Raw genomic sequence first — 22,417 nt, 5'->3', positions numbered from 1 at the left:
CGTCTCCCCCGCTCCGCCGGATCTCTAACGGGCCGCCGCGGCCCTGTCCAAGGCTAGATTGAGCGCCAGCACATTGACGGTCGGCTCGCCAATGATGCCCAGTTGGCGCGGCGCGGTGGTGTCGGCGACCAGCTTGCGCACGGCGTCTTCCGACATCCCGCGCGCCTTGGCGACGCGCGGCACCTGGAAATCGGCGGCGGCCGGCGACAGGGCAGGGTCGAGGCCGCTGCCGGAGGTCGTCACCAGCTCCACCGGGACCGGTACGTCGGGGTTCTCCGCCTTCAGCCTCTCGGCCTCGGCCTGGACGCGCTCGACCAGCGCCTTGCTGGTCGGGCCGAGGTTGGAGCCGCCGGAGCTTGCGGCGTTGTAGGGCGTCTCGGCAGTGGCGGAGGGGCGAGGGTGGAAATAGCGGTCGGCGGCGAAACTCTGGCCGATCAGTTCGGAGCCGGTCACCGTGCCGTTCCGCTCGATCAGGCTGCCGTTGGCCTGATGCGGGAAGAGGCTTTGCGCGATGCCGGTGACGGCCAGCGGGTAGGCGATGCCGGTGACGACCGCCAGGGCGGCGGTCATGACCAGGGCGGGACGCAGGTCCTTCAACATGGGTGGGGTCCTCTCACACGAGCCCGAGGGCGGTGACGGTCAGGTCGATGGCCTTGATGCCGGCGAAGGGCACCACCAGCCCGCCCAGCCCGTAGATCAGCAGGTTGCGGCGGAGCAGCGCGGCGGCGCCCACCGCGCGGTAGCGCACGCCGCGCAGGGCCAGCGGGATCAGCGCGACGATGATGAGGGCGTTGAAGATGATCGCCGACAGGATGGCGCTTTCCGGGCTGTGCAGCCCCATCACGTTCAGCGCCTGCAACTGCGGGTAGAAGGCGAGGAACATGGCGGGGATGATGGCGAAATACTTCGCCACGTCGTTGGCGATGGAAAAGGTGGTCAGCGCGCCGCGGGTCATCAGCAGCTGCTTGCCGATCTCCACGATCTCGATCAGCTTGGTCGGGTCGCTGTCGAGATCGACCATGTTGCCGGCTTCGCGCGCCGCCACCGTGCCGGTGTTCATCGCCACGCCGACATCGGCCTGGGCCAGCGCCGGGGCGTCGTTGGTGCCGTCGCCGCACATGGCGACCAGCTTGCCCTTCGCCTGCTCGTCGCGGATCAGCTGCAGCTTCGCTTCGGGAGTGGCCTGGGCGAGGAAATCGTCCACCCCTGCCTCCGCGGCGATGGCGGCGGCGGTCATCGGATTGTCGCCGGTGATCATCACCGTGCGGATGCCCATCTGGCGCAGCGCGGCGAAGCGTTCGCGGATGCCGCCCTTCACGATGTCCTTCAGGTGGATGATGCCGAGCAGCCGGCCGTCGCGCGCCACCGCCAGCGGCGTGCCGCCGGACTTGGCGACCCGCTCGGCAAGGGCGAGGATCTCGCGCTCGGCGGCGCCGGCCCCCGGATGCAGGGTCGTCACGCCGCGTCCGCCGGAGACCGCCACGCGCTGCGCCCCGTTCACATGGGCGAGCACCGCGTCCACCGCGCCCTTGCGGATCACTGTGCCGCCGGTATCGATGCCGCTGATGCGGGTCTGGGCGGTGAAGGGGACGAAGGTGGCCTGCATCTCCTCCATGGCGCGGGCGCGGATGCCGTATTCCTGCTTGGCGAGCACGACGATGGAGCGGCCTTCCGGCGTCTCGTCGGCCAGCGAGGCAAGCTGGGCGGCGTCGGCCAACTCCTCCTCGCCGACGCCGGCGACCGGCAGGAACTCCGCGGCCTGACGGTTGCCGAGCGTGATGGTGCCGGTCTTGTCGAGCAGCAGCGTGTCGACGTCGCCCGCCGCCTCCACCGCGCGGCCGGACATGGCGAGCACGTTGAAACGGACCAGACGGTCCATGCCGGCGATACCGATGGCCGACAGCAGCGCGCCGATGGTGGTGGGGATCAGCGTGACGAACAGAGCAACCAGAACCAGCACGCCGACCGACCCGCCGGCATAGGCGGCGAAGCTGGGGATCGTCGCCACCGCGATGACGAAGACGATGGTCAGCCCGGCCAGCAGGATGTTCAGCGCGATCTCGTTGGGGGTCTTCTGGCGCTGGGCGCCTTCCACCAGCGAGATCATGCGGTCGAGGAAGGTGGAGCCGGGGGCGGCGGTGATCCGGACCTTGATGTGGTCGGAGATCACCTGGGTGCCGCCGGTGACGGCGGAACGGTCGCCGCCGCTTTCACGGATGACGGGGGCGGATTCACCGGTGATGGCGGCCTCGTTGACGGAGGCGACGCCCTCCACCACCTCGCCGTCGGACGGGATGATGTCGCCGGCCTCGACCAGCACGAGGTCGCCGGTCTTGAGAGCGGTGGCGGGGACGCTGCGGATGGTGCCGTTTTCCAGCTTCTTCGCGCTGGTTTCGGTGCGGGCCTTGCGCAGGCTGGCGGCCTGGGCCTTGCCGCGGCCCTCCGCCACCGCTTCGGCGAAGTTGGCGAAGACCAGGGTGAACCACAGCCAGACGACGATCTGGATGGCGAAGCCGCTCACCCCGGCACCGGTCATCGCATCGCGCAGGACCAGCAGGGTGGTCAGCGCGGCCACCACCTCCACGCAGAACATCACCGGGTTGCGGATCATCTGGCGCGGGGCGAGCTTGGCGAAGGAACCGCCGATGGCCGGCAGCAGGATGGCGGGGTCCAGCAGGGTGCTTGCCGCCGTTTTGGCAGGTGTGCGGCCGGACCGTTTGCTCTTGGCTTGCATGGGATCGTTCCCGATCAGAAGAGGGTGCCGGCGCTCATCGCCAGATGTTCGACCACCGGGCCGAGGGCGAGAGCCGGGAAGAAGGTGAGGCCGCCGACGATCAGGATGACGCCGACCAGCAGCCCGACGAACAGCCCGTCATGGGTGGGGAAGGTGCCGGCCGATGCCGTGGCCCGCGTCTTGGCGGCCAGCGAGCCGGCGATCGCCATCATCGGCACGTTGACCAGGAAACGGCCGACCAGCATGGCGATGGCGATGGTGACGTTGTACCAGGGCGTGTTGCCGCTGAGCCCGCCGAAGGCGCTGCCGTTGTTGGCGGCACCCGACACATAGGCGTAGAGCGCTTCCGAGAAGCCGTGCGGGCCGGCATTCGCCATCGACGCGGTGCCGGTGTCGAGAACCACGGCGGCGGCGGTGAAGCCCAGCATCATCAGCGGCAGGCAAAGGATGGCGAGCATGGTCATCTTGACCTCCTTCGCCTCCAGCTTCTTGCCCAGGTATTCCGGCGTGCGGCCGACCATCAGCCCGGCGACGAACAGCGCCACGATGGCGAACAGCAGCATGCCGTAGAGACCGGCCCCGACGCCGCCGACGATGATCTCGCCCAGCATCATGTTGATCATCGGCACCATGCCGCCCAAGGGCATGAAGCTGTCATGCATGGCGTTCACCGCACCGCAGGAGGCGGCGGTGGTGACGGCGGCGAACAGGGCGGAGGCGGCGATGCCGAAGCGGGTCTCCTTCCCCTCCATGTTACCGGCGGCGGTGTCGATGCCGAGCGCGGCGAAGGCCGGGTTGCCCTGCGCCTCCGCCCAATAGGCGATCGTGACGCCGGCGACGAAGAGCAGGCCCATGGCGGCCAGGATCGCCCAGCCCTGCCGCTCGTCGCCGACCAAGCGGCCGAACAGGTTGGTCAGGCCGGCGCCCAGCGCGAAGATCGACAGCATCTGGACGAGGTTGGTCAGGGCGTTGGGATTCTCGAAGGGGTGGGCGGAGTTGGCGTTGAAGAAGCCGCCGCCGTTGGTGCCCAGCATCTTGACCGCCTCCTGCGAGGCGACGGGGCCGAGCGCGATGGTCTGCTTCGCCCCCTCCAGCGTGGTGGCGTCGACGGAGCCTGCCAGCGTCTGCGGCACCCCCTGCCACACCAGGAAGACGGCGTAGACGAGGCAGATCGGCAGCAGGACGTAGAGCGTCGCGCGGGTCAGATCGACCCAGAAATTGCCGATGGTGCGGGAGGAGGCGCGGGCGAAGCCGCGGACCAGCGCCACGGCCAGCGCGATGCCGGTGGCGGCGGAGACGTAGTTGTGGAAGGTCAGCCCGGCCATCTGGACCAGATGGCCCATGGTGGTCTCGCCGCCGTAATTCTGCCAGTTGGTGTTGGTGGTGAAGCTGGCCGCCGTGTTGAAGGCAAGATCGGCCGGCACCGCCGCCATGCCCTGCGGGTTCAGCGGCAGGACAGCCTGAAGCCGTTGCAGGACGTAGAGCAGCAGCATGCCGGCGGCGCTGAACAGCAGCATCGACACGGCGTAGGTGACCCAATGCTGCTCGGTGCGCTCATCGACGCCGGCAAGCCGGTAGAGCCCGCGCTCGACGGGTCCGACGATGGGGGAGAGCAGCGTGCGCTCGCCGGTGAAGACGCGCGTCATGAAGCCGCCCAGGGGCCGCGTCACCACGACGACCAGGGCGAGGAAGACCAGGATTTGAATCCAGCCGTTGACGGTCATGGGATGGGACTCCTCAGAACCGTTCGGGGTGGATCAGGGCATAGACCAGATAGGCCAGCAGCCCGCCGGTCACGAGGCCGGCCAGCGCATAGTCGAGGATCATCGCCGCCTCCCCTAAAGCCGGTCGCAGGCGTGGACATAGGCAACCGCCGCGGCGAAGAAGCCGACGGTGAGCGCCAGGAACAGAAGGTCGAGCATGGGGTCAAGGCTCCGGTCGAACGGAAAAGGGCCGGACCGCCCGTCCGCCGTGATGCCGGCTGGCGGGTGGTCCGACCCTGCAAGGATGATCCGGAGCCGCGTATAGATTCGATGGGGGGCGGCGGTGCCCGAAAATATATGGGGCGTATATGGCGGAGCAAAACGGCATTGAAAATCAAGGGAAATTCGGCACGATCCAGAAAATTCCCGAAATTCGTCCGACAGCGCGTTCCCTATCCGGCCCTCACCTCGACCCACTCCGTTCCCCGGCTGTCGCGGTACGTCGCTGTCATTTCTGGCGATTTGTGTCCGAGAAGGGCCTGCGCATCCGCGCCCTGCTCGGCGTACAGTCGGGCGGCCAGCGAGCGCAGTTCATGGAAGGTCGGCGGGGTCTTACCCTTCTCCCAGGTGATGCCGGATTGCTCGCGCGCGTCAGCAAAGGCGTTGGTGATTGCGTTCAGCGGCACCTTCGCCCCGGCGCGCCCGGCTCCCCATGTCGTGGCGTGGTGGATGAAATGGCGGCTGAGCACATTGTCCTGACACCGGGCGATGACTTCGCCGACCGTCCAGCCGACCGCTTCCAGCCGCAGTGCGAGCGGGATACAGACCTTGGCTTTCGTCTTCCCCTGCTCTACCCACAGCTTTCCGTCGCGCACGTCCTTCGGCCCCAATCGGCCGATGTCCTCGCGGCGCTGTCCGGTAACCAGCGCCAGCTCCATCGCTCGGGCCACCCATGCGGGGTGATGCGCCAAGGCGGCGGCGTGGATTTTGCGGAAGTCCTCAAGCGTCAGGCGGGCGCGCATCACTTCAACCGTTGGCGCGCGGGTCGGGGCGACCGGGTTGCTCAGAACCCACCCCTTTGCCTGCGCCGCCTTGAACACGTCGAGCAGAAACGAGCGCATCGCCGCCGCCATGCTCTTTTTCCCCTGCCCGTCCCACTGGTCGATGAACTCCGCCACGTCGCGGGTGGTGATGGCGTCGATCCGGTGATCTGCCCAACGGGCGCGGACGGTGCTCAGGCGCGAGCGAAACACCTTCATGCTGTTGGCGGCCAATCCGCGGGCCTCAAGAACCTTCAGGTAGTTGTCGCACCACGCGCCCATGCTGTTGTCCTTGCCGGTGACCAACCGGTCAACCAGCGAGCGCTTGCCGCGCGTGCCTTCCACCTCGTGGTTTGCCTCGATCGCTTGGCTGATGGCCGCGCGCCGGTCGCGGCCTAGCCCGTACTCCTTGCCGTCCCGCGGGTCGCGCCATGCGAAGTAGCCGGCGCGCTCGTAGAGGTTCGGCGGGAGCCCCTTGGTTTTCGTGCTACGCCGTCTTCCCACGGATCCTCTCCACCAACGGACCGCTCGGCGGTCTCTTCTTCGGGTTGACGATTGGCTTGTTCGGGTCGATGTGACGAGCGGTCGGAATGACGAAGTAGGTCCGGCCGTGCTTCTCAGGCAGCGGGTAGATGCGAGCCTGTCGCGCCCAGCGCCGCAGGGTATCGAGGTTGGGGCGGTGCTTCCCATAGACCGCCTCCGCCCACTCCTCCAGGGTAAGCAGCTTGTCACCCATTCGCCTTCTCCCCCACCTCTCCGCCGTCCGGGCTGGCGGCGTCCGGAACCACGTTGAGCGTCGAAAGCACGTCCACCGACAGCACGACCAGCCCTTCCGGTAGCCCGTAGCCCCGCTGGATATGCGTCACCCTGGCGCAGCACTGCCGGCCGCTGTAGGTCTGCGCCTTCCGGTCGAACTCACAGAGGAACAGCTTGTCCCCGACCTGAAATCCCCGGTCGTCCCGGCGGACTTCAGCGCGCTTGCGACCGGACACAAGGTCGCTGAACGGGGTGGGGTCGGCCTTCAGTTCGTGGATGCGCGGCGCGTCGCACTCCTCCTCCACCGTCACGGCGGAGCGGGCGCGCTCCAACAGGTCAGCGGTCATGGTCACCCCTCAGTAGCGCGTTGATTTCGTCCGACCGGCGGCGCTTGCCGGCGGCGAAGGCTCGGTTCATGGCGTGCGCGACGGCTGCGGCGTCCTTGTCGCTGCACTGGATGGTCCTGTAGAGCGCGGGACCTCCATCCGGCACGACGATCATCCATCCGTCGTCGCGCTGTTCGGCCCGGTATTCAGCGCTCATCGGTCGCTCCCCCATCAAGCAGCCCGGCAGCGCGGGCATCGTCGATGATTGCTTGCCTTGCATCGGGTCGCCAGTCGGTCGCCTCCTGGGGCTGGAGGGCGGCGCGGGCGATACCGTCAACTTCGCGGATGTGGGCGTAGAAGCCCTTCATCACGTCCACGGCTTGGCTATCGTTCTGGATGGCGTACCCGGCGTACGGCGATATGCACTTTCTCAGCGCCTCCCGCATCGCCCGCTCACGCTCCAGCGAGGCGGACAGCGCGGCCTCTGCGGTTTCAGCCCGTTCGGTGGCGGAAAACTGGCCGGTCGAGGAAGCCTTGTGGGCAGAGCGCAGCCATTCGTTATCAGCCGTCAGCACCTCGATCTGCCGGTCCTTGTCTGCCGAGTGCTGGCGGATCGCTGCGGCGATAGCGTCAACGCGACCACGGTAGGTGCAGCCGTCCATGTCGGCGATGCAGGCTTCCGCCAGTTCCTCCGGCGACAGGGCGGTGGTGTGGGTGTCGGTCATCGCGTGGGCTCCTCATAATCAGGGCAGGCGGCCAGCACGCCAGCGATGTGCCATGCTTCACGCGGGCCGACGAAATGGCGGGTCCAGCGCGTCCAAGCGGAGCCGCCGTAGCTCCAGGGGTGCGGGCGGCAGACCAGCTGCAGGAAGATGCGGAAGCGGCGCTTGTGGTCAGCCATCGCCTCAACCCTCCCCGCGCCCGCGCCCGCGCAGGAACTCACGGGCCTGCCACAGGATGGTGTAGCTGTCCGTGCCGGGGGTGTTCGCTTCGTCGCCCATTTCGAACAGCGCGGTCATCTCTTCGAGGATGCGCCGGCCTTCGTCCACGCTCTCGGCCGCAGGGGGCGCGGCGCGGGCTGCTGCGAGGCAGGCGTCGCGGTCAGGCGAAATCATGTCGCCCCACATGCTCTCCGCATCGCCGCAATGGCCGTAGTTGACGCAGAACCGGTAGCGCATCTCCCACGCGATCCGCTTGGCCGTCTCGGTCAGCGCCTCCGTGCCGACAGAACCGGAACCATCACAGTCCGGGCACGGCAGCGGGTGCGGATCGTCAGGATGGGCGCGCGAGCCGAAACCCTGGCAGGTGACGCAGGTAGTCAGCGCCTCCGTGCTGGCCGCAGGGGAGGCGGAGGGGGCGGGAGGGAGCGGCATCCAGTGGGTAACCTCCCCATCGACCTTCACCCAGGCCCAGCTTTCGAAGCCGTCGATGCCCCAATAGCGCCACGCATCCTTGTGCCACTTTGCGCCCGTGACGCGCTCATCCAGCTTGGACCACACATCGATGCGCGTCCCATCCTCCGGCGCCGTCTCAATCGGCTGCCAGATCGGCACTGCCGCAGGGGCCGGAGCCGTGGCGGCGCGGCACGTCTCGCACAGGGCGGGCGCCTTATCCAGGCCAAGCGCGACCAGCCCCTCCATGATCCTGTCGTCGTGGTCGTAGACGATCTTGCAGTCGCAGCGGTCGCAGCAAATGTAATCGGACTTTGCCATGGTGTCGGCCTCTCAGGCGGAGGGGGTGGCGGACTGGACGGGCTTGACGGTCAGATCGTAATGCCGGCCATCCGGGGCCGTGACACTCAGCGTGGCGCCGTCGGGGCAACCGTGCATGACATGCTCGATGACCGCGCCGATGCACTCCCCGGTGGCGTCACGCTTGTCCAAATAGACGCCCGGCTTGGCTCCGACGCGACCGATGCGGATGGTGTTGGTCAGCGGCGATGCGTCGATGCGGATGGTGGAAAGGTCCATGTCGGGTCTCCTGCGCTATGCGCGCTTGTGTGGGGTCAGGCGCCCAATCCAGCCCGGTGCGCATCGGCCTCGGCCCGCATCAGGGCGAGTTCCAGCGCGGGCATGGCGGGCGTGTCGTCGGCGGGGGAGGGGCGCATCACTTCGGCCCCCGCAGTTCGCCCGCGCGCGCCTCGGCGAAGTCGCACCAATCGGCGTGCACGTCGTCGGGCATGGCATCGATGGTCGCCTTGTTGGCCTTCTTGAAGGCGACGAACGCCTGGACGTCGGCGCAGGCGTTGGCGCCGGCCTTCAGTTCCGCCACCTTGGCCGGCCAGTCGGTCGTCTCGGCCGGCAGGCTGTCGGTCTGCGTCGCCGCCTGCTGGACCTCGACCACCTCGCCGGTCTCAGGGTCGTGTGGCGTCTCCGCCTGCTCGGCCTGCGGCTCCTGCTCGGGCGCCACCTCGTCGCTGCCGACCACCGTAAAGTCGCCGTCCAGCACGCGGTCCAGGCCCTGCGTCTCGCCGGCTTCGGCCCGACCGTCCAGCACCACCGCGTTCGCCATCTCAATCGACATGGGCAGGTACTTCGCCAGCCGGCGGATCACCGTCTTCTTGCCCATCTCCTCGTAGTTGGTCATCCAGGGGGTGTTGGACTTGTTGAAGCGCTTGGCCGTCTGGTAGCCCTGCGAGCCGTCGCGGACCGCGTTCACCTCGGCCACCGACATGAACTCGAACTGCACCCCGCCGCCCTTCAGCTTCGCCACGGCATAGAAGCCGGTGATCTTGCCGCGGTCGCCGGCCAGGAACGGCTTGTGGGTGATGCTGTCGGCGGTGCCGTAGTCGATGTCGAAGGCGTCGCGCTCATGGACCACGCGGGCCGACAGGCTCTCGATCTGGCCGGACCGGCGGGCGAGGTCGATCAGGCCCTTGTACCCGACGATGATCTGGACTTCCGTCGCGCCCTTCCGCCGGTTCTCGAACGGGATCAGGTAGATGTGCCCCTGCGGCGTGTTCGGCTCCAAGCCCATCTGGGCGCAGACGACGACGGCGCCGAACAGGCTCTCGATGGTGCAGTCCATCAGCTTCGGCGTGGTGCGCAGGGCGCCGAGCGCGATCTTCATCATGCGGTCGGGCGTCATGTGCGCCGGGAGGAGGGCTTTCAGCGTCTCCTTGTTGGCGTCGAAGAAGGCGGCGACGGTGCTGCCGCCGGCCTGCTTGGCGACTTGGCGACCGGCCTGGCGCAGCTCCGCCAGCGAGCGGCCGGGGGCGGCCGCGGTGTTCGTGGTGGTCATGATGCGGGATCCTTAGCGGTGCGCCCACTCGGGCAGTTCAAGGCGTTCCAGGCTCGCGGAATGGCCGGGCCAGACGTCGTTGCGCAGGCTCTCGGCAAAGGCGGCCTTGGTGTCGGAGAGGCGTTCGCGCGCCTTGTCCATGTCGATGGCGTCCAGTTCGTAGACGCCGACCAGAAAGGGAGCCGTCTTCTCGACGGCGATGAAGATGAAGGCCTCGGGCTCCCACCCGGCGGCAGCGGTCACGCCATCGCAGTAATGGGCGGCCTGCCAGTGGTAGCGGTATTCGGCGGCGGACCGGCTGAACTCGCGCGGGCCGGCGTCGGTGGTGGACTTCAGGTCGACGATCACCCGCATATCCGGGCGCAGCCCGTCGGCGCGACCGCGAAGCAGCAGGCCGGTTTCCGGGCAGGTCCAGTAGAACGACCGCTCGACCAGCAGCCCGGCCGGAGCCAGTAGTTCGCCGGCAATGGGGTGAGCATGGGCGGCGTCGCGGATGCGGCAGGCCTCGTCGAGCTCGGCGCGCTTCACCAGTTCCCGGCCATCGGCGCGCTCCACTTCGGCCTTGTAGGCGGCGGTGCGGCTGTCGAAGCGCTCCAGGTCGGTGGCGCAGAACCGGATGTCCAGCGTGTCGGGCTCCAGCACGGCGCAGTGGATCAGGGTGCCGAAGCGCTGGGCGGCGGTCTCCTTTCGGATCCCGAACCGCATCCGGGCCGGATTGTCGGCGAAGGCGCGGAGCATGGAGACCGATGCGCCGGGGCCGGCGTGGTAGGCCTCGGCGTCGATCTCATAGACGCCTGGGGCGATTTCGGCGGGGACGGTGTGCAGGGCATTCATGCGTCGAGCTCCTTCCTCCAGCCGTCCTCAAGAGCTTCAAGGGCGGCCTCTTCCTCCGGGGTGAGTGTGATCGGCATCGCTCACTCCGCGGCCATGCCGAAGCCGGCCATCCGCTCCCGCCGATCCTCCGCCGCCATCTCGGCGCGCATCTCCGCCGCATGCTCACGGGCGGCCCGCTCCTCCTCGATGCCGATGCGCTTCAGCTGCTCCATCAGCCGGTCGGTCAGCAGCGCGTTCGGGAAGCTGATCCAGCCGCTGCCGGACGGTCCGCCGATCTCGATCTGGACCATGTAGACCTCGAAGGTCTCGGCCTCGTCCGGCTCCAGTTGCAGCCCACCCTCACGGCGACCGCGGCAGGGCCCGTGGTAGATGCCGCTGAACCGCACGGCGAGGTCTTCGCCGTCGTGTTCCCCGCCGAAGGACAGGGGCAGGCTGGTGTTGATCCATTTCATATCAGCGCTCCTATGATGCGGCCGGCGGCCCACAGCGCACCTTCGGCGGTCAGGACAGCGGCGGTGACGAGGAGAAAGCGGCTCATGCCGGCACCACGCGGGTGAGGTCGCAGCGCTCACGGACGCCCATGAGCCAGACGCCGGCCGCATCGCCGACCAGCGACGCCTTGCTGGCGGTGACGGTCTCGACGCGGCGGCCGAAAAAGGTCCGGACGGTGACGGGGCTGCCGGGCGGGGTGTCGGCGTTGAAGGCCTCGACGGCGCGCTCCAGGTGGGTGCGGGAGTGGCGCATCGGTCAAGCCTCCCCGCGGGCCGCAACGGCGGCGCGACCAGCTTCGGTCAGGCGGGCGAAGCCGACGCCAATGAGGCCGGGTCCAATCGGCAGGATCGGCAGAAAGCGGCGGTGGGTCTCGACCAGCCCGTCAGGGATCGTGATCACGACATCCCACACGCGGCGCGACATCACGGGCGCCCAATCCTTCTGCGTCGGATCCATGCCCAGCGCGCCGGGGATGCTTGCCATAAGGCTGGCTTGCTGTTCGGTCAGAGCGTCCATCGGTCAGGCCTCCGCCTTGGCGAGGGCGGCGGCGGCCCGGTCCATCATCGTCTTGTCCGGGTCGCGCCCCGCCATGGCCGCGTTGTGGTAGGTGACCAGGGCGGACAGCAGGTCCGGCGCGGCGGCGAACAGCGGCCCATCATGCTTCGCGTTCGGGAACTCGCCCTCTTCCACCCACATGACGCCGTAGCCGCGCCCAACTTCGGGGTTGTCGGAAAGGATCGCGTAGCCGGTGCGGCCGTCACCCCCAACAAACGGGGTGAAGCGGAAAGGACCGGGAGTGTGCTTGCTCATGCGTCTCTCCATCAGCTTGCCGAAGGGCGCTCAGACGCCCTTGGGAAAGCCGGCCCGGACTGCTCCGGGCGGCGGGGTTAGGCGATCAGACCAGCGGCCTTGGCTTTGGCGGTCAGTTCCGGCCCCATGCGTTCTTCACGCAGCGCGTCAGGCTTCCGGCAGCATTCGTCCAGTCGTCGCTCCGCCTCAGACGGGAAGCCTTCGCGCAAGCTCAAGCGAGCGAGGCCGATGTACATCTCGGTCACTTCGCGGTGGCGGTTGAGGTAGGCCAGTTCGTCCATCTGTCGCGCGTCCTCGCTGTCGGGAGAAAACCCGCCGGACCCATGGGGGCAGGCCCGGCGGCAGTGGTGCCAGCCGCGGGGAATGGCTGGGCTGGTGAGGGATAAATTACGCTGCGTAATTGAAGACCGTCAATAGGAAAATTACGTTGCGTAATTTTAGATGACGCGACCCCGCAGCAGAGCCCTGGCATACTACGGTTGCGCTAAAGTGGTAGCGCTCGCGCGTCGCTGATGGGGGTGAGAGTGCTTACGTTAAAAGGTGTCGCCGCTTCTGCGGCGCTGGTGGCTATGCTGAGCGGATGCGCTACGGCCACCGATAAATACGAAGCGCAGAGGCGCGAGGAGGCGCGGACGCTAGCTGCGAAGGGCGACTACCAACGCGCCTACCGGGCAATCCAAACTGAAATCTCTGGTTATGGCCCAGGGGCCAAACGGGCCGCGGAAGTGGTCAATGAGAACCCACAATTCAAGGCCGAGCTGCCGCGCCTGCTAAGCGCCGAAATGCGAGACCCATTGTCACCGGAGCAACTGATCCAGGCTGTCAAAAGGCTGGATTATGAAGGCTTCGCATCCGTCCTGACGCCGGAAGCACTCGTAGCGCTCCGCAACGAGGCGGATGCCGTCGCGGCAGACGGAAACAGGAGCGGGCGCCTACAGTGGGTAGTGACCGATGCTATTGAGCAGTTCCCATCGCTTAAGGAGCCTGATCAGCAGCGGGCCATCTATGACCACTCAATTGCACTGCTGCGGAAGCAGCTGCCGCCCGGCTCTCGGTCAAGGCCACACAATCTCGCCCAGGCAGTTTTTGATCGCGCTGAAGCAGCCGGCCCAGGGTCGCGAGAGTTCAAGGCATTGCAAGCCGAGCTGCCGAACCTTGAGTTCTCGACGGGCGAACTTAAAACGACCGTCGCCAAGCTATTTCCTCAGTTTGCGTCCAAAGAAGCCGCGGGCCGAGAGGTGATTGTAAAGATTACCTTTGACGATAGGCTTGTTGAAGAAGACGTCATGCCAAAACTGCGGGAACTGTCGCAGAGCCTGACCTTCGTTAAGGAAGGGCAAGCGCCTGTTAACATTACTGTTAAGAAACTCCAATGGGATGAGAGGGCCGCCCAGCAGCAAACACAGACTGTTACATACAGTCAGACTGATGTGAACTTGTTGGCTGCGGCCCTCTTGATGCCGCGAAACGCGTCTTACGCATACGAGGTTTCTAGCGGAGGAGTTCAGCTATCCTACGCATTCGAGATCAAGGCCGCCAGCAAAGGCGCTCCAGCCTTTGATGAGGTGGTTCGTGACCGGGCCTCCAGGGAGTGGAGATCGTGCTCAAACGCGCGAGTTCAAAACGTCTTCGGCGGAGTTCAGCGAGCTGACTTCGTGGCAAATGACCACATGCAAACCATCTGCGGAGGAGGCGGGTCTCCGTCGTCTCCGGACGCGCTGCGATCTGAAGCAATCAACAGGCTGGTTGCCGCCATTGGCCGCATTCCTGCCATCGCGAACGCCTCCGCTGTCAGGTCCGCGTCAGTCGGCGCGCCACCCCCAAGCAAAGTGCAATACGCATCGATTTCGCCGTTCGTTGCTGGCGAGCGGGTGCGTCATGCGACGTTCGGGGTCGGCACCGTCTACGCAGTCACCGCGGCCGATGCTCATGTGATCTTTGATGGCCGCGAGAAGCCGACGCCGGTCGCTTTGGGAACCCTGTCGAAGCTGTAAGTGCGCTGTATCCTGTGGAGTTCAGTTCATCATGACTGACAACCTCCCCGCCCGCGTTGCCGCCCTGGAACTGCTGGTCGAGCAGTTGATCCTGGACCGGGCAAAGAAGCGCGCCAGGCCGAAGGCAGAGGTGCGGGCGATGATGGGGCGCGTCACACAGGCGGCCAGTGGGCGATCAGACATGCCATCCGAAGCTGTGGGTGCGGCGGCCGACATCCTGGCGGCGGTGATCCTGAGGCTCACGGCCAAGGAGTAGGCGCGGGTGATGAATAGACCGGGGGAGGGGTGAGGAATTGGTCGTGCTTCGAGATACAATCGGCGAGCCGATTGTAATCCGCTTCGATGGAATGGACGCGGATCGCCACGAGATTGAATTATCGGCACTGGCCGAGTCTTTGAAGGGCATATCAAGGATTGTCGGCGTAACCGCTAACTTCGCCGTTACCGAAAAGTACGTTCAGCATAAAGACGCGCTAGCTATCAGGGTTATTACCAGAGCGCCTGAGGCAAAGTGCTTTGAGATTATGGCCTGGGTCAAATGGGCGGCCGAGCAGCCGCTCATTTCGGCCACCCTAGCCACTCTCCTCGCGTCTCTGATAACCTATATTGTCTCCAAGGCTGTTAACAACCGAGAAGAGATGCGTCATCTGAGGGGAGCGCTGGAGGCGGCAATCAAGGAGCTGGGGCATCGCGACCAGCCCGTTGTCGACCGCCTGCTCACCACCATCGATAAGATGGCGGATGCGCTGAAGCCTGCCGTAAAACAGGCGGTCGCGCCTGTCGGGGAAACCGCCGCCACCTTGACGATTGGCGACGCTGCCGGGCGCCGCATGGCTACTGTAGGGGTCGCCGAGAAGGCCGCCATCATGGCTGATGAGCCCTTGGAAGTCGGAGATGAGCGAACCTATCACGTTCTCATCACCGAACTCGATATGGAGACGGGTGGGTGCAAGGTCGCGTTCTTGGACGAGCCGAACTCCCGGTATCCAGGCAGGATCACCGACCCGGCTTTCGCCCTTCCCAACAACGTCTATGCCACCGCCATGGCCGCCCGCAGGGATATTTCCGTGCGGGCGAAGGCCACGCTGAAAGATGGCGAGATCGACCGGCTTTATATCAGCAATACGCAGCCCTGACCGGTCCGCGATAGCACGAAAGCCCGCCGGCCGGGTGGCGGGCGGGCTTTCTTGTGGAACAAAGGGACCAATGCCACGTTCAAGGTTTTGCTCCTTGAGTACGAAGCCTTGGCCCGCCCCGCTCCTGGCGGAGCGGGTTTTCTTTTGTCGATGCAGCGTCAACGTGCCACACGACTCAGTCCCAGGCACTTGTTGCTTCGTGAGGCAATCGAGGCGCCTAATCCGCGCTCTCCAAGGTAATGCACCACCTCAGCCCGCCTCGCCCCCGAGGCGGGCTTCTTTTTGCCCGGAACGGTTCAGCTTCTATCCTGTTGCCGAGAGGGAAGCGTTTCCTCTCTGCCCACCAACTGCCCGCCCGGCCTGCCGTGGCGGGCATTCCTTTGCCTGGGCCTATTCAGCCCGGTAGCTGCCCACCACCAAACCGGTGATCGTGACTTCCTCATCGCCGGGATCGGGGAAGGGCACGGGCTGCTGGAACGCGGGGTGCGTCGACCTGGGCCATAGCCAGATGCTGCCGTCGTCGGACTGCCGGTATTCCTTCACGGTCGCTTCGACGCATCCATCGTAGCGGCGGCGCTGAACGACGACGCGCTCCCCATTGCGGGGCTCCCGATCAAGTTCGAACAAGCTGATGCAGATTACGACACTGCCGTCGGGATACAGTTCGTTCATCGAGGGGCCGCGGACGGCGAGACCATATCGCCGCTGGTCAGGGTAGCGCGGGTCTGGAGGGACTGCGACCTCGTACCACTCGTCTCGATCCCACTCCACAGCTTCCACCCAATGCCCTGCCTGTACCGCTCCCAAGACCGGGATGCTGGCGACATGGACCTTGTTCTCCGCCTCATCAGGCTGGATATGCGGCCCTTCACCGTTCCCGGTCAGCAGCCACTCTACGCTGATGTTGAGGAGGGATGCATACCTTAAAGCTGCATCTCTGGTGAGCTTCCGCGACCCGCTCTCATGGGTGGAATAGGTCGGCTGAGGAATGCCGTGGGTGTCCGAAAACTGCTTTGCAGTCCGGAAACCTCGGGCAACTCGCGCCTCTTTCAGCCGATCCGCAGGGGTCTCATCCATATTACGATGTGTAATGCACTGCGACAAATCGCTCAACACGCTAGGAATTACGCCGTGTGATTTTCGACGTTGACCAGCGAAATTACGTAGCGTAATTTCATCAGCATGAACACATTCGCCGCCATCATCGACCTGTGGCCATCCGTCCGCGAGTTCGCCGCCGACCTTGATGTGCCCCCGACGCATGTCGCCGTGTGGCGGCATCGCAATTCCATTCCCGCCGATCATTGGGCGGACCTCGTTTCGGCTGCGAAGCGGCGGAGGATCAAGCTTTCGCTCGATGCTCTGGCGCAGATCGCCAAGGCGAAGCGTGCCAGCCGGCCGGCGCCCCGCCGCGCCCCCGCCGAAGCGAGGGCGTCGTGAAGCCCTGCCGCTGCCCGTGCGGCTTGGCCGTGGAACTGCGCGCGGTTGCTGCGCCCGGTACCTACTGGTCGGCCTGCGACAACTGCCTGGACGCCTGCGCGGCCGCCCTGCGCGACAGCCTGCGCCAGACGGTCGTCTCCAGCCGGAGCATCAGCGCTGCAGCCCGCATGCTCGCCGAGGCGAACACCGCGCCGGCCCTTTCCCCCGTCCGCCGCGAGCGGGCGAAGACCTAACCCCCAGACAAACGAACGCCGGCCCCAATCCCCATCGGCAGCCGGCGTCCGTGATTTCATCAAGAGGTTACGAATATGATCGTTTCCCAAGGACATTGCTACCCCACCAGTTGCGCCCACGTCCATGGCGCAATCGGCACGGACGCCCTCCACCTTCGCGCATCAACCGGGCTTGCCCATCAGGGCGAGCAGCGGCCGGCTGCTGAATTCGGTCTGTTCGATATCGGCCGCGACCCGGCGGCAGTGGGCAGCACGGTCAAGATTTCCCGCATCCTCCCACTCGGCAGCCTCTCGGACGAACCAAGCGGCTCGGGCGAGACCATTCGGCGGGCATCGTTCGGTGATCATCGGTCAGCCCCAGGTTTCGCGGACAACACGGATCAGCCCCTCAGCCTCCGGCTCTTTTGCCGTCATCTGGCCCAGCAGTTCCAGCGTCGCGGTGACGGTCGCCACCAGCATCAGAATATCCGGGCGGAGGGCTGACCGATGCTGTTCGAAAGCGTCTCTCATGGGGATCATTCTGAACCCAACACGAGCAATAGTGGTACCCGTAGGCAGCGCGGGAAGGCCGCACTGCTGCGCGGTATCTCCGGGCTCAAGATCGTCCTCTGCAACATCACCCGCGCCGTGCGGCGCCGCCTGCCGCCGGTGAAGCCCGCCCATCATTTGGCCGGCATCCTGCGCCTCAGCCCGCGCCAGTGCATGGACAAGCTGAACGGCACCGCCCGCTGGACGCTGACCGATCTGGTCGCCCTGGCCGTCCACTTCGGCAAGGGCTTCGCCGAGGCGGCGTTCCATGGGGCGGACGGTCGGACGGAAAAGCCGCGCAAGCGCCGGTTCGCATGGCGGAGGGCTGCGTGATGACCAGGGAAGAGCGCCGGGAGATAGCCCGCAATCTTCACGCCGAAGGCCTGAACGACGCTCAGATCGGCGTTCGGCTGGGCATTTCGAAGTCGCTCGCGCGCCTCGACCGAAAGGCGATGGGCTTGCCGGCTGTTGCGCCCGGCGGGAGGCAGGTGCTCGCGACGGTGAGCCAACTCCGCGAGTGGGTCGCTGCCGGCCTCACCAGGAAGGAGATGGCCGAGCGGTGCGGCGCCTCTCCCATGACGATCTCCCGCAAGCTGTGGGAAATCAGGCTGAAGGATGGCCGCGCCGCCAAGAGCGTCATGGCCGAGCCGGAAGAGGTCGAAGAGGACGACGAGCCGACGCCGACCATCGTCGGTGACGACCTGTTCCTGTCCGCCTTCGCCGCCGTTCGGGTCGCGCTCCCGACCAATTCCCGCCGCGCCGAGACGAGCGACCGGGAAGGCCGCATCTACGGCCTGCCGGTGATGATGTCGGCGCCGTCCAGCCTCTGCATGGGAGGCTGACCATGGACGCCACTTTTGAAGCCGACCTGATCGACCTCCTGCCGCAGCTCCGCCCCATCGCCCGCCGCTTCGCCCGCTCCGCCGATGACGCCGCCGACCTCCTACAGGACACCCTGGTGCGCTGCCTGGAGAACCGCGACCGCTTCGAGCCCGGCACCAACCTCATCGCCTGGGCATCGGTCATGATGCGGCGCCTGCGGATCAACGAGGTGCGGCGCGAGGCCATCGTCCCGCACGTCGCCTTCGACGCCGACCGCCACGAGCCCGTTGCGCCCGCCGTCCAGGCCGTCGCCGCCGAACTGCGCGAGGCGCTGTCGCTGATCGACCGGCTGCCCGCCGACTTCCGGCAGGCGCTGGTTCTGCTGCGGATCGAGGGCGAGGACAGCGACGCCATCTCCGCTCGCACCGGCATCCCGCGCAACACCATCCGGTCCCGCGCCGCCCGTGCGGGGCATCAACTGGCCGCCATGGCTGGGGTGGCGTGAACCGCACAAAGAAAAACCCCGCCGTGGCGCGGCGGGGCTGAACGGCCAGAAGGCCGAAATTCACATCAACCACAGGAGCATACCGAACATGAGTAAGGCATTCAACGAGGTGTTCGAGCAGATCGGCGGCGGCGAAGCCCTTGGTCGCGCGTCCGATGCCCTGACCGAACTCGGCATGGCCGTTGCCGAAACGCTCAAGGCCGGGAGCGTCACCATCACCATCAGCATGAAGCCCAACGGGGCCGGCAGCGTCCTGATGCAGGCGAAGGTCACCAGCAAGATCCCGGCGGCGCCGATGCTGGATAGCGTCTTCTTCGTCACCTCCGGCGGCTCCCTGCTCCGCGACGACCCGCGGCAGGAAAAGCTCCCGCTCCGTGACATGACCAACGTCACCACCATGAACAAGGGAGCCTGATCCATGGCCGCCACCGAAACCACCGGTCTGCAATCCGTCATCGACGCCGGCATCTGCCTGGGCGGCGCTCGCGCCGAGCACAACGGCACCGCCTACGCGATCATCCCGCAGGGCGCCAAGCTGGAGAGCCTGGAGGCTCTGCTGCCGGCCCCTTCGCGCGCCAAGGGCTCCGTCACGGTTCACGATGCCGCCAGCTTCGCGACCTACTTCAACCGCTTCAAGACGGACGCCTCGGTCGTGTTCGCCGACCAGCAGTCCGCCACCATCGTCGGCGTGCTGAACTACCACGGACCGGCGACCGAGAGCGCCACCATGCAGCCGGCTTGGGCCGACTGGCGCGTGATCTACTCCATGCCGAAGTCGCTCCAGTGGCGCCGGTGGCGTGAAGCCGACGGTCGGGCCATGGCGCAGGCCGATTTCGTCCGGTTCATGGAGGAAAACCGGCTCGACATCCGGCAGCCAAGCGGCGCCGACATCCTGGAGATCGCGAAGCATCTGGAGGCGAAGCGCACCGTCGACTTCGTGTCGGCGACCCGTCTCAGCGACGGATCCCGGCAGTTCACCTACAACGAGACGACGCAGGGCGTGACCAGCAAGGGCAACCTCGTGGTGCCCGAAGAGTTCGTGCTCGGCCTGCCGGTGTACCAGGGGGAGACGCAGGCTTGGCCGGTCACCGCGTTTCTGCGGTACCGCATCGACGGCGGCAAGCTGCTGATGTGGTTCGATCTGCACCAGCCCGACGACATCGAACTGCAGGCCTTCTCCGAAGCCGTCGCCTGGATCGGGACGGACACCGGGGTCAAGCCCTTCATGGGAACCATCCGCTGATCGACGGCGCGCCCCAGCTTCGGCCGGGGCTTCCCTCCATGGAGACGAACTTGACCACCGACACCGCCCCCGGCCTGCGCCTTGCCGCCGAGATCCTCCTGCAGGAGGCGGACCGGGCCGTCATCGAGCAGCCGTCCTGCAAGGCTCGGCCGCTGGCGCTGATCGACATGGCCGACAAGCTGGCGCGCATGGCCCGGCGCGCTGAGGCGCGGGATGCGCAGTCCGATCTGCTGGCCGCGGAGTAACCGTTCGTGAGCTTCTCCCTGCAATCCATGGTCTGGCCGGCTCGGCTCGACGGCACCGCGAAGCTGGTGCTGCTGCGGCTGTGCGACTTCGCCGACGACGACGGGAGCCGCGTGTTCCCGACCGTCAAGCGCGTGGCCGCCGATTGCGGGATCAGTGAGCGCACCACCCAGGACGCCCTACGCCGTCTGGAGTCGGCGGGGGTGCTGGTGCTGGTTCGGGAAGCGGATGCAGGGGCGCGAAAGCCTCGCGAGTATAGGATCGATGTCCCTACTCTCGCGTCCCTGTCTGCCCCCGATAGCTCTGATGAGGGGTGCGAAATCTGCACCGGTGCGAAATCTGCACTGGTGCAGAAAACGACAGTGAGGGGTGCGAAATCTGCACCCAAACCTACCATAGAACCTATCAAGGATCCTGCTGCTGCCACCGCACCCGCGGCTGTCGATCCGAAGGCCGAGCATGTCGCCGTTGGCGAGCGCATCGCCGCCTCCACCGGATGGGACCAAAGCCCCAGCTGGTTCGGCGACTACGGCCGGGTGATCGTCTGGCTGAAGGCCGGCTGGTCCCCCGATCTGGACATTCTCCCCACCGTCGAACGGCTGATGGGCAATCGCCGGCGCCGAGGCCAGGGACCGCCACGCGGCCTGGATTACTTCGAAGGCGCCATCGCCGAAGCCCACGCCAACCGAACCAAGCCCCTGCCCGAAGGAACCGCCGCCAATGGGACACATCGACCGACCGACCGCGCAGACGCCCGCCCTCGCCACGGCAACGGATGGGCCGAGGCCGCTCAGCGCTTCGCTGAAAGCCGCCACTGAGACCCCGATGGTCAGCGTGATGGGAGAACACGGCTTCGACCTGAAGCCCGGCGCCTGGAAGCTGCCGGCGACCGTCACCCCGGACATGGCGCAGGAGGCCCGCGAGCAGCTGGTGTGGGTCGAGACCGTGCAGCTTTCCGAGGCGTCGACCGGCGCCATGAAGGGCTGGCTGCTGGCGCTCGGCAACGCCAACGCCTCGTCCACAAAGCTGACCGCCGCTGATGTCGAAGCCAAGGTCTCCATCCTGCTGACCCTGATGGACGAATACCCGGCCGGCGTCTTCACGAAGGCCAGCCTGAAGCGCGCTGCCCGCCGGTTCCGGTTCTTCCCCGGTTTCGAGGAGCTGGCGCCGTTCCTCGACGACGAGGAGAAGGCGCTGCGCCAGAAGCGCGACCGCTTGCAGGCCATCGCCTATGCGCGCCTGACCGGACCGGCCGGGAAGCCGGCGGAGGAGGCGCCGTATGTCGCGACACCCGAGGCTCAGGCGTCGGTACAGGAACTGCTCCGGAACGCCGGGATCGCGCTGAAGGGGATGCCCGGCGAGCGGCGCGAAGGGGAGGTGGCGTGATGGGGGAGGAAATGCGGTTCTTCGTCGGGATGCACCAGCCGTGCGATGCCGGCAAGGTCCAGGCCGCTTTCGTCAGTGTGAACCGGCTGCGCAAGCGCAAGGGCCGGTTCCCGGTCAACGACTGGATCATGGACAGCGGGGCTTTCTCGACGATCCTGACCCATGGCGGCTATCCCGATCCGCCCGAGGCTTACGCCGCGGAAATCCGCCGGTGGGCGCACAACGGCAACCTGCTGGCCGCGGTGGCGCAGGACTACATGTGCGAGGCGCACATGCTGGCGATCACCGGCAAGACCATCGAGGAGCACCAGCAGCTCACCGTTGAGCGCTACGACGCGCTGACCGCCTGCGACACGGGCGGGGTCTACATCATGCCGGTGCTCCAGGGCTACGCGCCGGAGGATTACGTCCGCCACATCGAGATGTACGGCGACCGCCTGTCCCGCGGCATGTGGGTGGGTGTCGGCAGCGTCTGCAAGCGCAACGGCGATCCGGTTGCCATCGAGGAGGTGCTGCTGGCCGTGAAACGCGCGCGGCCGGACCTTCAGCTGCATGGCTTCGGCATCAAGACGACGGCTCTGCAATCCGGCTTGGTCCGCGACCTGCTGGCGACCGCCGATAGCATGGCCTGGAGCTTCGCCGCCAGGAAGCAGGGGCGGAACGCCAACGACTGGCGCGAGGCTGCCGCCTTCAGGGACCGCATTGAGACAATGCCGGTGCAACACAGCCTGCTCGCGCGATCCTCGCCGCAGAAGTTTCCAAAGCATCCGCGAGCGGGGGAGGGGTGGCGAGTTCTGGAGTGTGACTATTCCGGAGCAGTGGAAAGGTGGTTAAGGATTGCGGGGCATAAGATGTGGCGGGAATACTTGGGCGTTGCTTCAAAGAAAAACGCCGTAAACTTTGCGAACGGTTTTGTTTCATCTTCGCAGCCGACACGCGGCGAATGACACAA

At 66.5% G+C, this 22,417-nt stretch carries 35 protein-coding genes; 14 read left to right on the top strand and 21 right to left on the bottom strand.

Annotated elements, in window-relative coordinates:
- Nucleotides 1-24: 24 nt before the first annotated feature.
- From kdpC to VD964_RS21625, 19 genes are all read right to left on the bottom strand, one after another.
- Nucleotides 25-600 (bottom strand): potassium-transporting ATPase subunit KdpC, encoded by a 576-nt coding sequence (gene kdpC, locus VD964_RS21715; RefSeq protein WP_324870579.1) that lies wholly within the window; start codon nt 598-600, stop codon nt 25-27.
- Nucleotides 601-613: 13 nt separating this feature from the next.
- Entirely contained in the window at nt 614-2,734 is a 2,121-nt protein-coding gene (gene kdpB, locus VD964_RS21710; RefSeq protein ID WP_324870578.1) for a potassium-transporting ATPase subunit KdpB, read from the bottom strand.
- Between the two features lie 14 nt (nt 2,735-2,748).
- Nucleotides 2,749-4,458, bottom strand: a complete 1,710-nt coding sequence (gene kdpA, locus VD964_RS21705) for a potassium-transporting ATPase subunit KdpA (RefSeq protein ID WP_324870577.1) — start codon at nt 4,456-4,458, stop codon at nt 2,749-2,751.
- A gap of 13 nt (nt 4,459-4,471) precedes the next feature.
- Nucleotides 4,472-4,561, bottom strand: a complete 90-nt coding sequence (locus VD964_RS21700; protein ID WP_014189053.1) for a K(+)-transporting ATPase subunit F — start codon at nt 4,559-4,561, stop codon at nt 4,472-4,474.
- Nucleotides 4,562-4,889: 328 nt separating this feature from the next.
- The gene (locus VD964_RS21695; RefSeq protein ID WP_324870576.1) at nt 4,890-5,981 is read right to left on the bottom strand and encodes a tyrosine-type recombinase/integrase; all 1,092 of its coding nucleotides are present in this window, start codon (nt 5,979-5,981) and stop codon (nt 4,890-4,892) included.
- Nucleotides 5,965-6,213 (bottom strand): excisionase, encoded by a 249-nt coding sequence (locus tag VD964_RS21690; RefSeq protein WP_324870575.1) that lies wholly within the window; start codon nt 6,211-6,213, stop codon nt 5,965-5,967. Before VD964_RS21690 ends, VD964_RS21695 begins: the two co-directional genes overlap by 17 nt.
- Entirely contained in the window at nt 6,206-6,580 is a 375-nt protein-coding gene (locus VD964_RS21685) for a DUF3850 domain-containing protein (protein WP_324870574.1), read from the bottom strand. The genes VD964_RS21690 and VD964_RS21685 overlap by 8 nt, the downstream gene beginning before the upstream one ends.
- Nucleotides 6,570-6,776 (bottom strand): hypothetical protein, encoded by a 207-nt coding sequence (locus VD964_RS21680; RefSeq protein WP_324870573.1) that lies wholly within the window; start codon nt 6,774-6,776, stop codon nt 6,570-6,572. The genes VD964_RS21685 and VD964_RS21680 overlap by 11 nt, the downstream gene beginning before the upstream one ends.
- Nucleotides 6,766-7,284, bottom strand: coding sequence for a hypothetical protein (locus tag VD964_RS21675; RefSeq protein ID WP_324870572.1), 519 nt, complete (start codon nt 7,282-7,284; stop codon nt 6,766-6,768). The genes VD964_RS21680 and VD964_RS21675 overlap by 11 nt, the downstream gene beginning before the upstream one ends.
- A complete protein-coding gene (locus VD964_RS21670) occupies nt 7,281-7,460 on the bottom strand; it encodes a hypothetical protein (RefSeq protein ID WP_324870571.1) in 180 nt (59 codons plus the stop codon). The genes VD964_RS21675 and VD964_RS21670 overlap by 4 nt, the downstream gene beginning before the upstream one ends.
- Before the next feature lie 4 nt (nt 7,461-7,464).
- Entirely contained in the window at nt 7,465-8,271 is an 807-nt protein-coding gene (locus tag VD964_RS21665; protein WP_324870570.1) for a DUF551 domain-containing protein, read from the bottom strand.
- 12 nt (nt 8,272-8,283) lie between these two features.
- Nucleotides 8,284-8,529 (bottom strand): DUF7446 family protein, encoded by a 246-nt coding sequence (locus tag VD964_RS21660; RefSeq protein ID WP_324870569.1) that lies wholly within the window; start codon nt 8,527-8,529, stop codon nt 8,284-8,286.
- 136 nt (nt 8,530-8,665) lie between these two features.
- Entirely contained in the window at nt 8,666-9,799 is a 1,134-nt protein-coding gene (gene recT / locus VD964_RS21655; protein WP_324870568.1) for a recombination protein RecT, read from the bottom strand.
- Nucleotides 9,800-9,811: 12 nt separating this feature from the next.
- Nucleotides 9,812-10,633: a PD-(D/E)XK nuclease-like domain-containing protein gene (locus VD964_RS21650; RefSeq protein ID WP_324870567.1), complete on the bottom strand. Its 822-nt coding sequence runs from the start codon at nt 10,631-10,633 to the stop codon at nt 9,812-9,814.
- 80 nt (nt 10,634-10,713) lie between these two features.
- Nucleotides 10,714-11,085 carry a hypothetical protein gene (locus VD964_RS21645; RefSeq protein WP_324870566.1) on the bottom strand — a complete coding sequence of 124 codons (372 nt, stop codon included), beginning with the start codon at nt 11,083-11,085 and terminating at the stop codon, nt 10,714-10,716.
- Nucleotides 11,086-11,167: 82 nt separating this feature from the next.
- Nucleotides 11,168-11,377: a hypothetical protein gene (locus tag VD964_RS21640; RefSeq protein ID WP_324870565.1), complete on the bottom strand. Its 210-nt coding sequence runs from the start codon at nt 11,375-11,377 to the stop codon at nt 11,168-11,170.
- A 3-nt stretch (nt 11,378-11,380) separates the two neighbouring features.
- A complete protein-coding gene (locus VD964_RS21635; protein WP_324870564.1) occupies nt 11,381-11,641 on the bottom strand; it encodes a hypothetical protein in 261 nt (86 codons plus the stop codon).
- Between the two features lie 3 nt (nt 11,642-11,644).
- Entirely contained in the window at nt 11,645-11,935 is a 291-nt protein-coding gene (locus VD964_RS21630) for a hypothetical protein (RefSeq protein ID WP_324870563.1), read from the bottom strand.
- Between the two features lie 77 nt (nt 11,936-12,012).
- The gene (locus VD964_RS21625) at nt 12,013-12,216 is read right to left on the bottom strand and encodes a hypothetical protein (protein WP_324870562.1); all 204 of its coding nucleotides are present in this window, start codon (nt 12,214-12,216) and stop codon (nt 12,013-12,015) included.
- Nucleotides 12,217-12,459: 243 nt separating this feature from the next.
- Between VD964_RS21625 and VD964_RS21620 the strand changes: the two genes are divergently transcribed.
- The 3 genes from VD964_RS21620 to VD964_RS21610 are packed head-to-tail and all read left to right on the top strand — an operon-like array spanning nt 12,460 to nt 15,065.
- Entirely contained in the window at nt 12,460-13,929 is a 1,470-nt protein-coding gene (locus VD964_RS21620) for a hypothetical protein (protein ID WP_324870561.1), read from the top strand.
- Nucleotides 13,930-13,960: 31 nt separating this feature from the next.
- On the top strand, nt 13,961-14,185 hold the full coding sequence (locus tag VD964_RS21615) for a hypothetical protein (RefSeq protein ID WP_324870560.1): 225 nt from the start codon (nt 13,961-13,963) through the stop codon (nt 14,183-14,185).
- Nucleotides 14,186-14,222: 37 nt separating this feature from the next.
- Nucleotides 14,223-15,065, top strand: coding sequence for a hypothetical protein (locus VD964_RS21610; RefSeq protein ID WP_324870559.1), 843 nt, complete (start codon nt 14,223-14,225; stop codon nt 15,063-15,065).
- A gap of 390 nt (nt 15,066-15,455) precedes the next feature.
- On the opposite strand, the gene VD964_RS21605 is transcribed toward VD964_RS21610, so the two are convergent.
- On the bottom strand, nt 15,456-16,370 hold the full coding sequence (locus VD964_RS21605) for an XRE family transcriptional regulator (RefSeq protein WP_324870558.1): 915 nt from the start codon (nt 16,368-16,370) through the stop codon (nt 15,456-15,458).
- Between VD964_RS21605 and VD964_RS29925 the strand changes: the two genes are divergently transcribed.
- Together VD964_RS29925 and VD964_RS21600 are read left to right on the top strand one after the other, a co-directional pair.
- Complete coding sequence (locus tag VD964_RS29925; protein ID WP_414637227.1) at nt 16,314-16,505, top strand: hypothetical protein; 192 nt, start codon at nt 16,314-16,316, stop codon at nt 16,503-16,505. The two genes, VD964_RS21605 and VD964_RS29925, sit on opposite strands and share 57 nt — an antisense overlap.
- The gene (locus VD964_RS21600) at nt 16,502-16,738 is read left to right on the top strand and encodes a hypothetical protein (RefSeq protein WP_324870557.1); all 237 of its coding nucleotides are present in this window, start codon (nt 16,502-16,504) and stop codon (nt 16,736-16,738) included. Before VD964_RS29925 ends, VD964_RS21600 begins: the two co-directional genes overlap by 4 nt.
- Before the next feature lie 162 nt (nt 16,739-16,900).
- Here the strand turns inward: VD964_RS21600 and VD964_RS21595 are convergent, their stop codons facing one another.
- The gene (locus tag VD964_RS21595; protein ID WP_324870556.1) at nt 16,901-17,086 is read right to left on the bottom strand and encodes a hypothetical protein; all 186 of its coding nucleotides are present in this window, start codon (nt 17,084-17,086) and stop codon (nt 16,901-16,903) included.
- 138 nt (nt 17,087-17,224) lie between these two features.
- Here VD964_RS21595 and VD964_RS21590 point away from each other — a divergent pair, with 138 nt between their 5' ends.
- The 9 genes from VD964_RS21590 to VD964_RS21550 all read left to right on the top strand — a co-directional run bounded on the left by VD964_RS21590 (nt 17,225) and on the right by VD964_RS21550 (nt 22,412).
- Complete coding sequence (locus tag VD964_RS21590) at nt 17,225-17,599, top strand: hypothetical protein (protein ID WP_324870555.1); 375 nt, start codon at nt 17,225-17,227, stop codon at nt 17,597-17,599.
- Nucleotides 17,599-18,108: a hypothetical protein gene (locus VD964_RS21585; protein ID WP_324870554.1), complete on the top strand. Its 510-nt coding sequence runs from the start codon at nt 17,599-17,601 to the stop codon at nt 18,106-18,108. The genes VD964_RS21590 and VD964_RS21585 overlap by 1 nt, the downstream gene beginning before the upstream one ends.
- Before the next feature lie 2 nt (nt 18,109-18,110).
- Entirely contained in the window at nt 18,111-18,593 is a 483-nt protein-coding gene (locus VD964_RS21580) for an RNA polymerase sigma factor (RefSeq protein ID WP_324870553.1), read from the top strand.
- Nucleotides 18,594-18,681: 88 nt separating this feature from the next.
- Nucleotides 18,682-19,008, top strand: coding sequence for a hypothetical protein (locus tag VD964_RS21575; RefSeq protein WP_324870552.1), 327 nt, complete (start codon nt 18,682-18,684; stop codon nt 19,006-19,008).
- Between the two features lie 3 nt (nt 19,009-19,011).
- Nucleotides 19,012-19,836 carry a DUF2303 family protein gene (locus VD964_RS21570; protein ID WP_324870551.1) on the top strand — a complete coding sequence of 275 codons (825 nt, stop codon included), beginning with the start codon at nt 19,012-19,014 and terminating at the stop codon, nt 19,834-19,836.
- A gap of 50 nt (nt 19,837-19,886) precedes the next feature.
- Nucleotides 19,887-20,081, top strand: a complete 195-nt coding sequence (locus VD964_RS21565; protein WP_324870550.1) for a hypothetical protein — start codon at nt 19,887-19,889, stop codon at nt 20,079-20,081.
- 6 nt (nt 20,082-20,087) lie between these two features.
- On the top strand, nt 20,088-20,897 hold the full coding sequence (locus tag VD964_RS21560) for a helix-turn-helix domain-containing protein (protein WP_324870549.1): 810 nt from the start codon (nt 20,088-20,090) through the stop codon (nt 20,895-20,897).
- A gap of 7 nt (nt 20,898-20,904) precedes the next feature.
- A complete protein-coding gene (locus tag VD964_RS21555; protein ID WP_324870547.1) occupies nt 20,905-21,465 on the top strand; it encodes a hypothetical protein in 561 nt (186 codons plus the stop codon).
- Nucleotides 21,465-22,412 (top strand): DUF7221 family queuine tRNA-ribosyltransferase-like protein, encoded by a 948-nt coding sequence (locus tag VD964_RS21550; protein ID WP_324870546.1) that lies wholly within the window; start codon nt 21,465-21,467, stop codon nt 22,410-22,412. Before VD964_RS21555 ends, VD964_RS21550 begins: the two co-directional genes overlap by 1 nt.
- Nucleotides 22,413-22,417: the final 5 nt, after the last annotated feature.

The organism is Azospirillum sp., assembly GCF_035628975.1.
In the GTDB taxonomy this organism is placed as follows: domain Bacteria; phylum Pseudomonadota; class Alphaproteobacteria; order Azospirillales; family Azospirillaceae; genus Azospirillum.
Note: the sequence above shows the minus strand (reverse complement) of the source record. Positions and strands in the feature narration are given on the sequence as shown.

What these genes read in the sequence shown, in the direction of transcription:
- kdpC (WP_324870579.1), bottom strand. Translation starts at nt 600, where the DNA reads ATGTTGAAGGACCTGCGTCCCGCCCTGGTCATGACCGCCGCCCTGGCG.
- kdpB (WP_324870578.1), bottom strand. Translation starts at nt 2,734, where the DNA reads ATGCAAGCCAAGAGCAAACGGTCCGGCCGCACACCTGCCAAAACGGCG.
- kdpA (WP_324870577.1), bottom strand. Translation starts at nt 4,458, where the DNA reads ATGACCGTCAACGGCTGGATTCAAATCCTGGTCTTCCTCGCCCTGGTC.
- VD964_RS21700 (WP_014189053.1), bottom strand. Translation starts at nt 4,561, where the DNA reads ATGATCCTCGACTATGCGCTGGCCGGCCTCGTGACCGGCGGGCTGCTG.
- VD964_RS21690 (WP_324870575.1), bottom strand. Translation starts at nt 6,213, where the DNA reads ATGGGTGACAAGCTGCTTACCCTGGAGGAGTGGGCGGAGGCGGTCTAT.
- VD964_RS21685 (WP_324870574.1), bottom strand. Translation starts at nt 6,580, where the DNA reads ATGACCGCTGACCTGTTGGAGCGCGCCCGCTCCGCCGTGACGGTGGAG.
- VD964_RS21680 (WP_324870573.1), bottom strand. Translation starts at nt 6,776, where the DNA reads ATGAGCGCTGAATACCGGGCCGAACAGCGCGACGACGGATGGATGATC.
- VD964_RS21675 (WP_324870572.1), bottom strand. Translation starts at nt 7,284, where the DNA reads ATGACCGACACCCACACCACCGCCCTGTCGCCGGAGGAACTGGCGGAA.
- VD964_RS21670 (WP_324870571.1), bottom strand. Translation starts at nt 7,460, where the DNA reads ATGGCTGACCACAAGCGCCGCTTCCGCATCTTCCTGCAGCTGGTCTGC.
- VD964_RS21665 (WP_324870570.1), bottom strand. Translation starts at nt 8,271, where the DNA reads ATGGCAAAGTCCGATTACATTTGCTGCGACCGCTGCGACTGCAAGATC.
- VD964_RS21660 (WP_324870569.1), bottom strand. Translation starts at nt 8,529, where the DNA reads ATGGACCTTTCCACCATCCGCATCGACGCATCGCCGCTGACCAACACC.
- recT (WP_324870568.1), bottom strand. Translation starts at nt 9,799, where the DNA reads ATGACCACCACGAACACCGCGGCCGCCCCCGGCCGCTCGCTGGCGGAG.
- VD964_RS21650 (WP_324870567.1), bottom strand. Translation starts at nt 10,633, where the DNA reads ATGAATGCCCTGCACACCGTCCCCGCCGAAATCGCCCCAGGCGTCTAT.
- VD964_RS21645 (WP_324870566.1), bottom strand. Translation starts at nt 11,085, where the DNA reads ATGAAATGGATCAACACCAGCCTGCCCCTGTCCTTCGGCGGGGAACAC.
- VD964_RS21640 (WP_324870565.1), bottom strand. Translation starts at nt 11,377, where the DNA reads ATGCGCCACTCCCGCACCCACCTGGAGCGCGCCGTCGAGGCCTTCAAC.
- VD964_RS21635 (WP_324870564.1), bottom strand. Translation starts at nt 11,641, where the DNA reads ATGGACGCTCTGACCGAACAGCAAGCCAGCCTTATGGCAAGCATCCCC.
- VD964_RS21630 (WP_324870563.1), bottom strand. Translation starts at nt 11,935, where the DNA reads ATGAGCAAGCACACTCCCGGTCCTTTCCGCTTCACCCCGTTTGTTGGG.
- VD964_RS21625 (WP_324870562.1), bottom strand. Translation starts at nt 12,216, where the DNA reads ATGGACGAACTGGCCTACCTCAACCGCCACCGCGAAGTGACCGAGATG.
- VD964_RS21615 (WP_324870560.1), top strand. Translation starts at nt 13,961, where the DNA reads ATGACTGACAACCTCCCCGCCCGCGTTGCCGCCCTGGAACTGCTGGTC.
- VD964_RS21605 (WP_324870558.1), bottom strand. Translation starts at nt 16,370, where the DNA reads ATGATCGGCGGGAATGGAATTGCGATGCCGCCACACGGCGACATGCGT.
- VD964_RS21595 (WP_324870556.1), bottom strand. Translation starts at nt 17,086, where the DNA reads ATGATCACCGAACGATGCCCGCCGAATGGTCTCGCCCGAGCCGCTTGG.
- VD964_RS21590 (WP_324870555.1), top strand. Translation starts at nt 17,225, where the DNA reads ATGCTGTTCGAAAGCGTCTCTCATGGGGATCATTCTGAACCCAACACG.
- VD964_RS21585 (WP_324870554.1), top strand. Translation starts at nt 17,599, where the DNA reads ATGACCAGGGAAGAGCGCCGGGAGATAGCCCGCAATCTTCACGCCGAA.
- VD964_RS21580 (WP_324870553.1), top strand. Translation starts at nt 18,111, where the DNA reads ATGGACGCCACTTTTGAAGCCGACCTGATCGACCTCCTGCCGCAGCTC.
- VD964_RS21575 (WP_324870552.1), top strand. Translation starts at nt 18,682, where the DNA reads ATGAGTAAGGCATTCAACGAGGTGTTCGAGCAGATCGGCGGCGGCGAA.
- VD964_RS21570 (WP_324870551.1), top strand. Translation starts at nt 19,012, where the DNA reads ATGGCCGCCACCGAAACCACCGGTCTGCAATCCGTCATCGACGCCGGC.
- VD964_RS21555 (WP_324870547.1), top strand. Translation starts at nt 20,905, where the DNA reads ATGGTCAGCGTGATGGGAGAACACGGCTTCGACCTGAAGCCCGGCGCC.
- VD964_RS21550 (WP_324870546.1), top strand. Translation starts at nt 21,465, where the DNA reads ATGGGGGAGGAAATGCGGTTCTTCGTCGGGATGCACCAGCCGTGCGAT.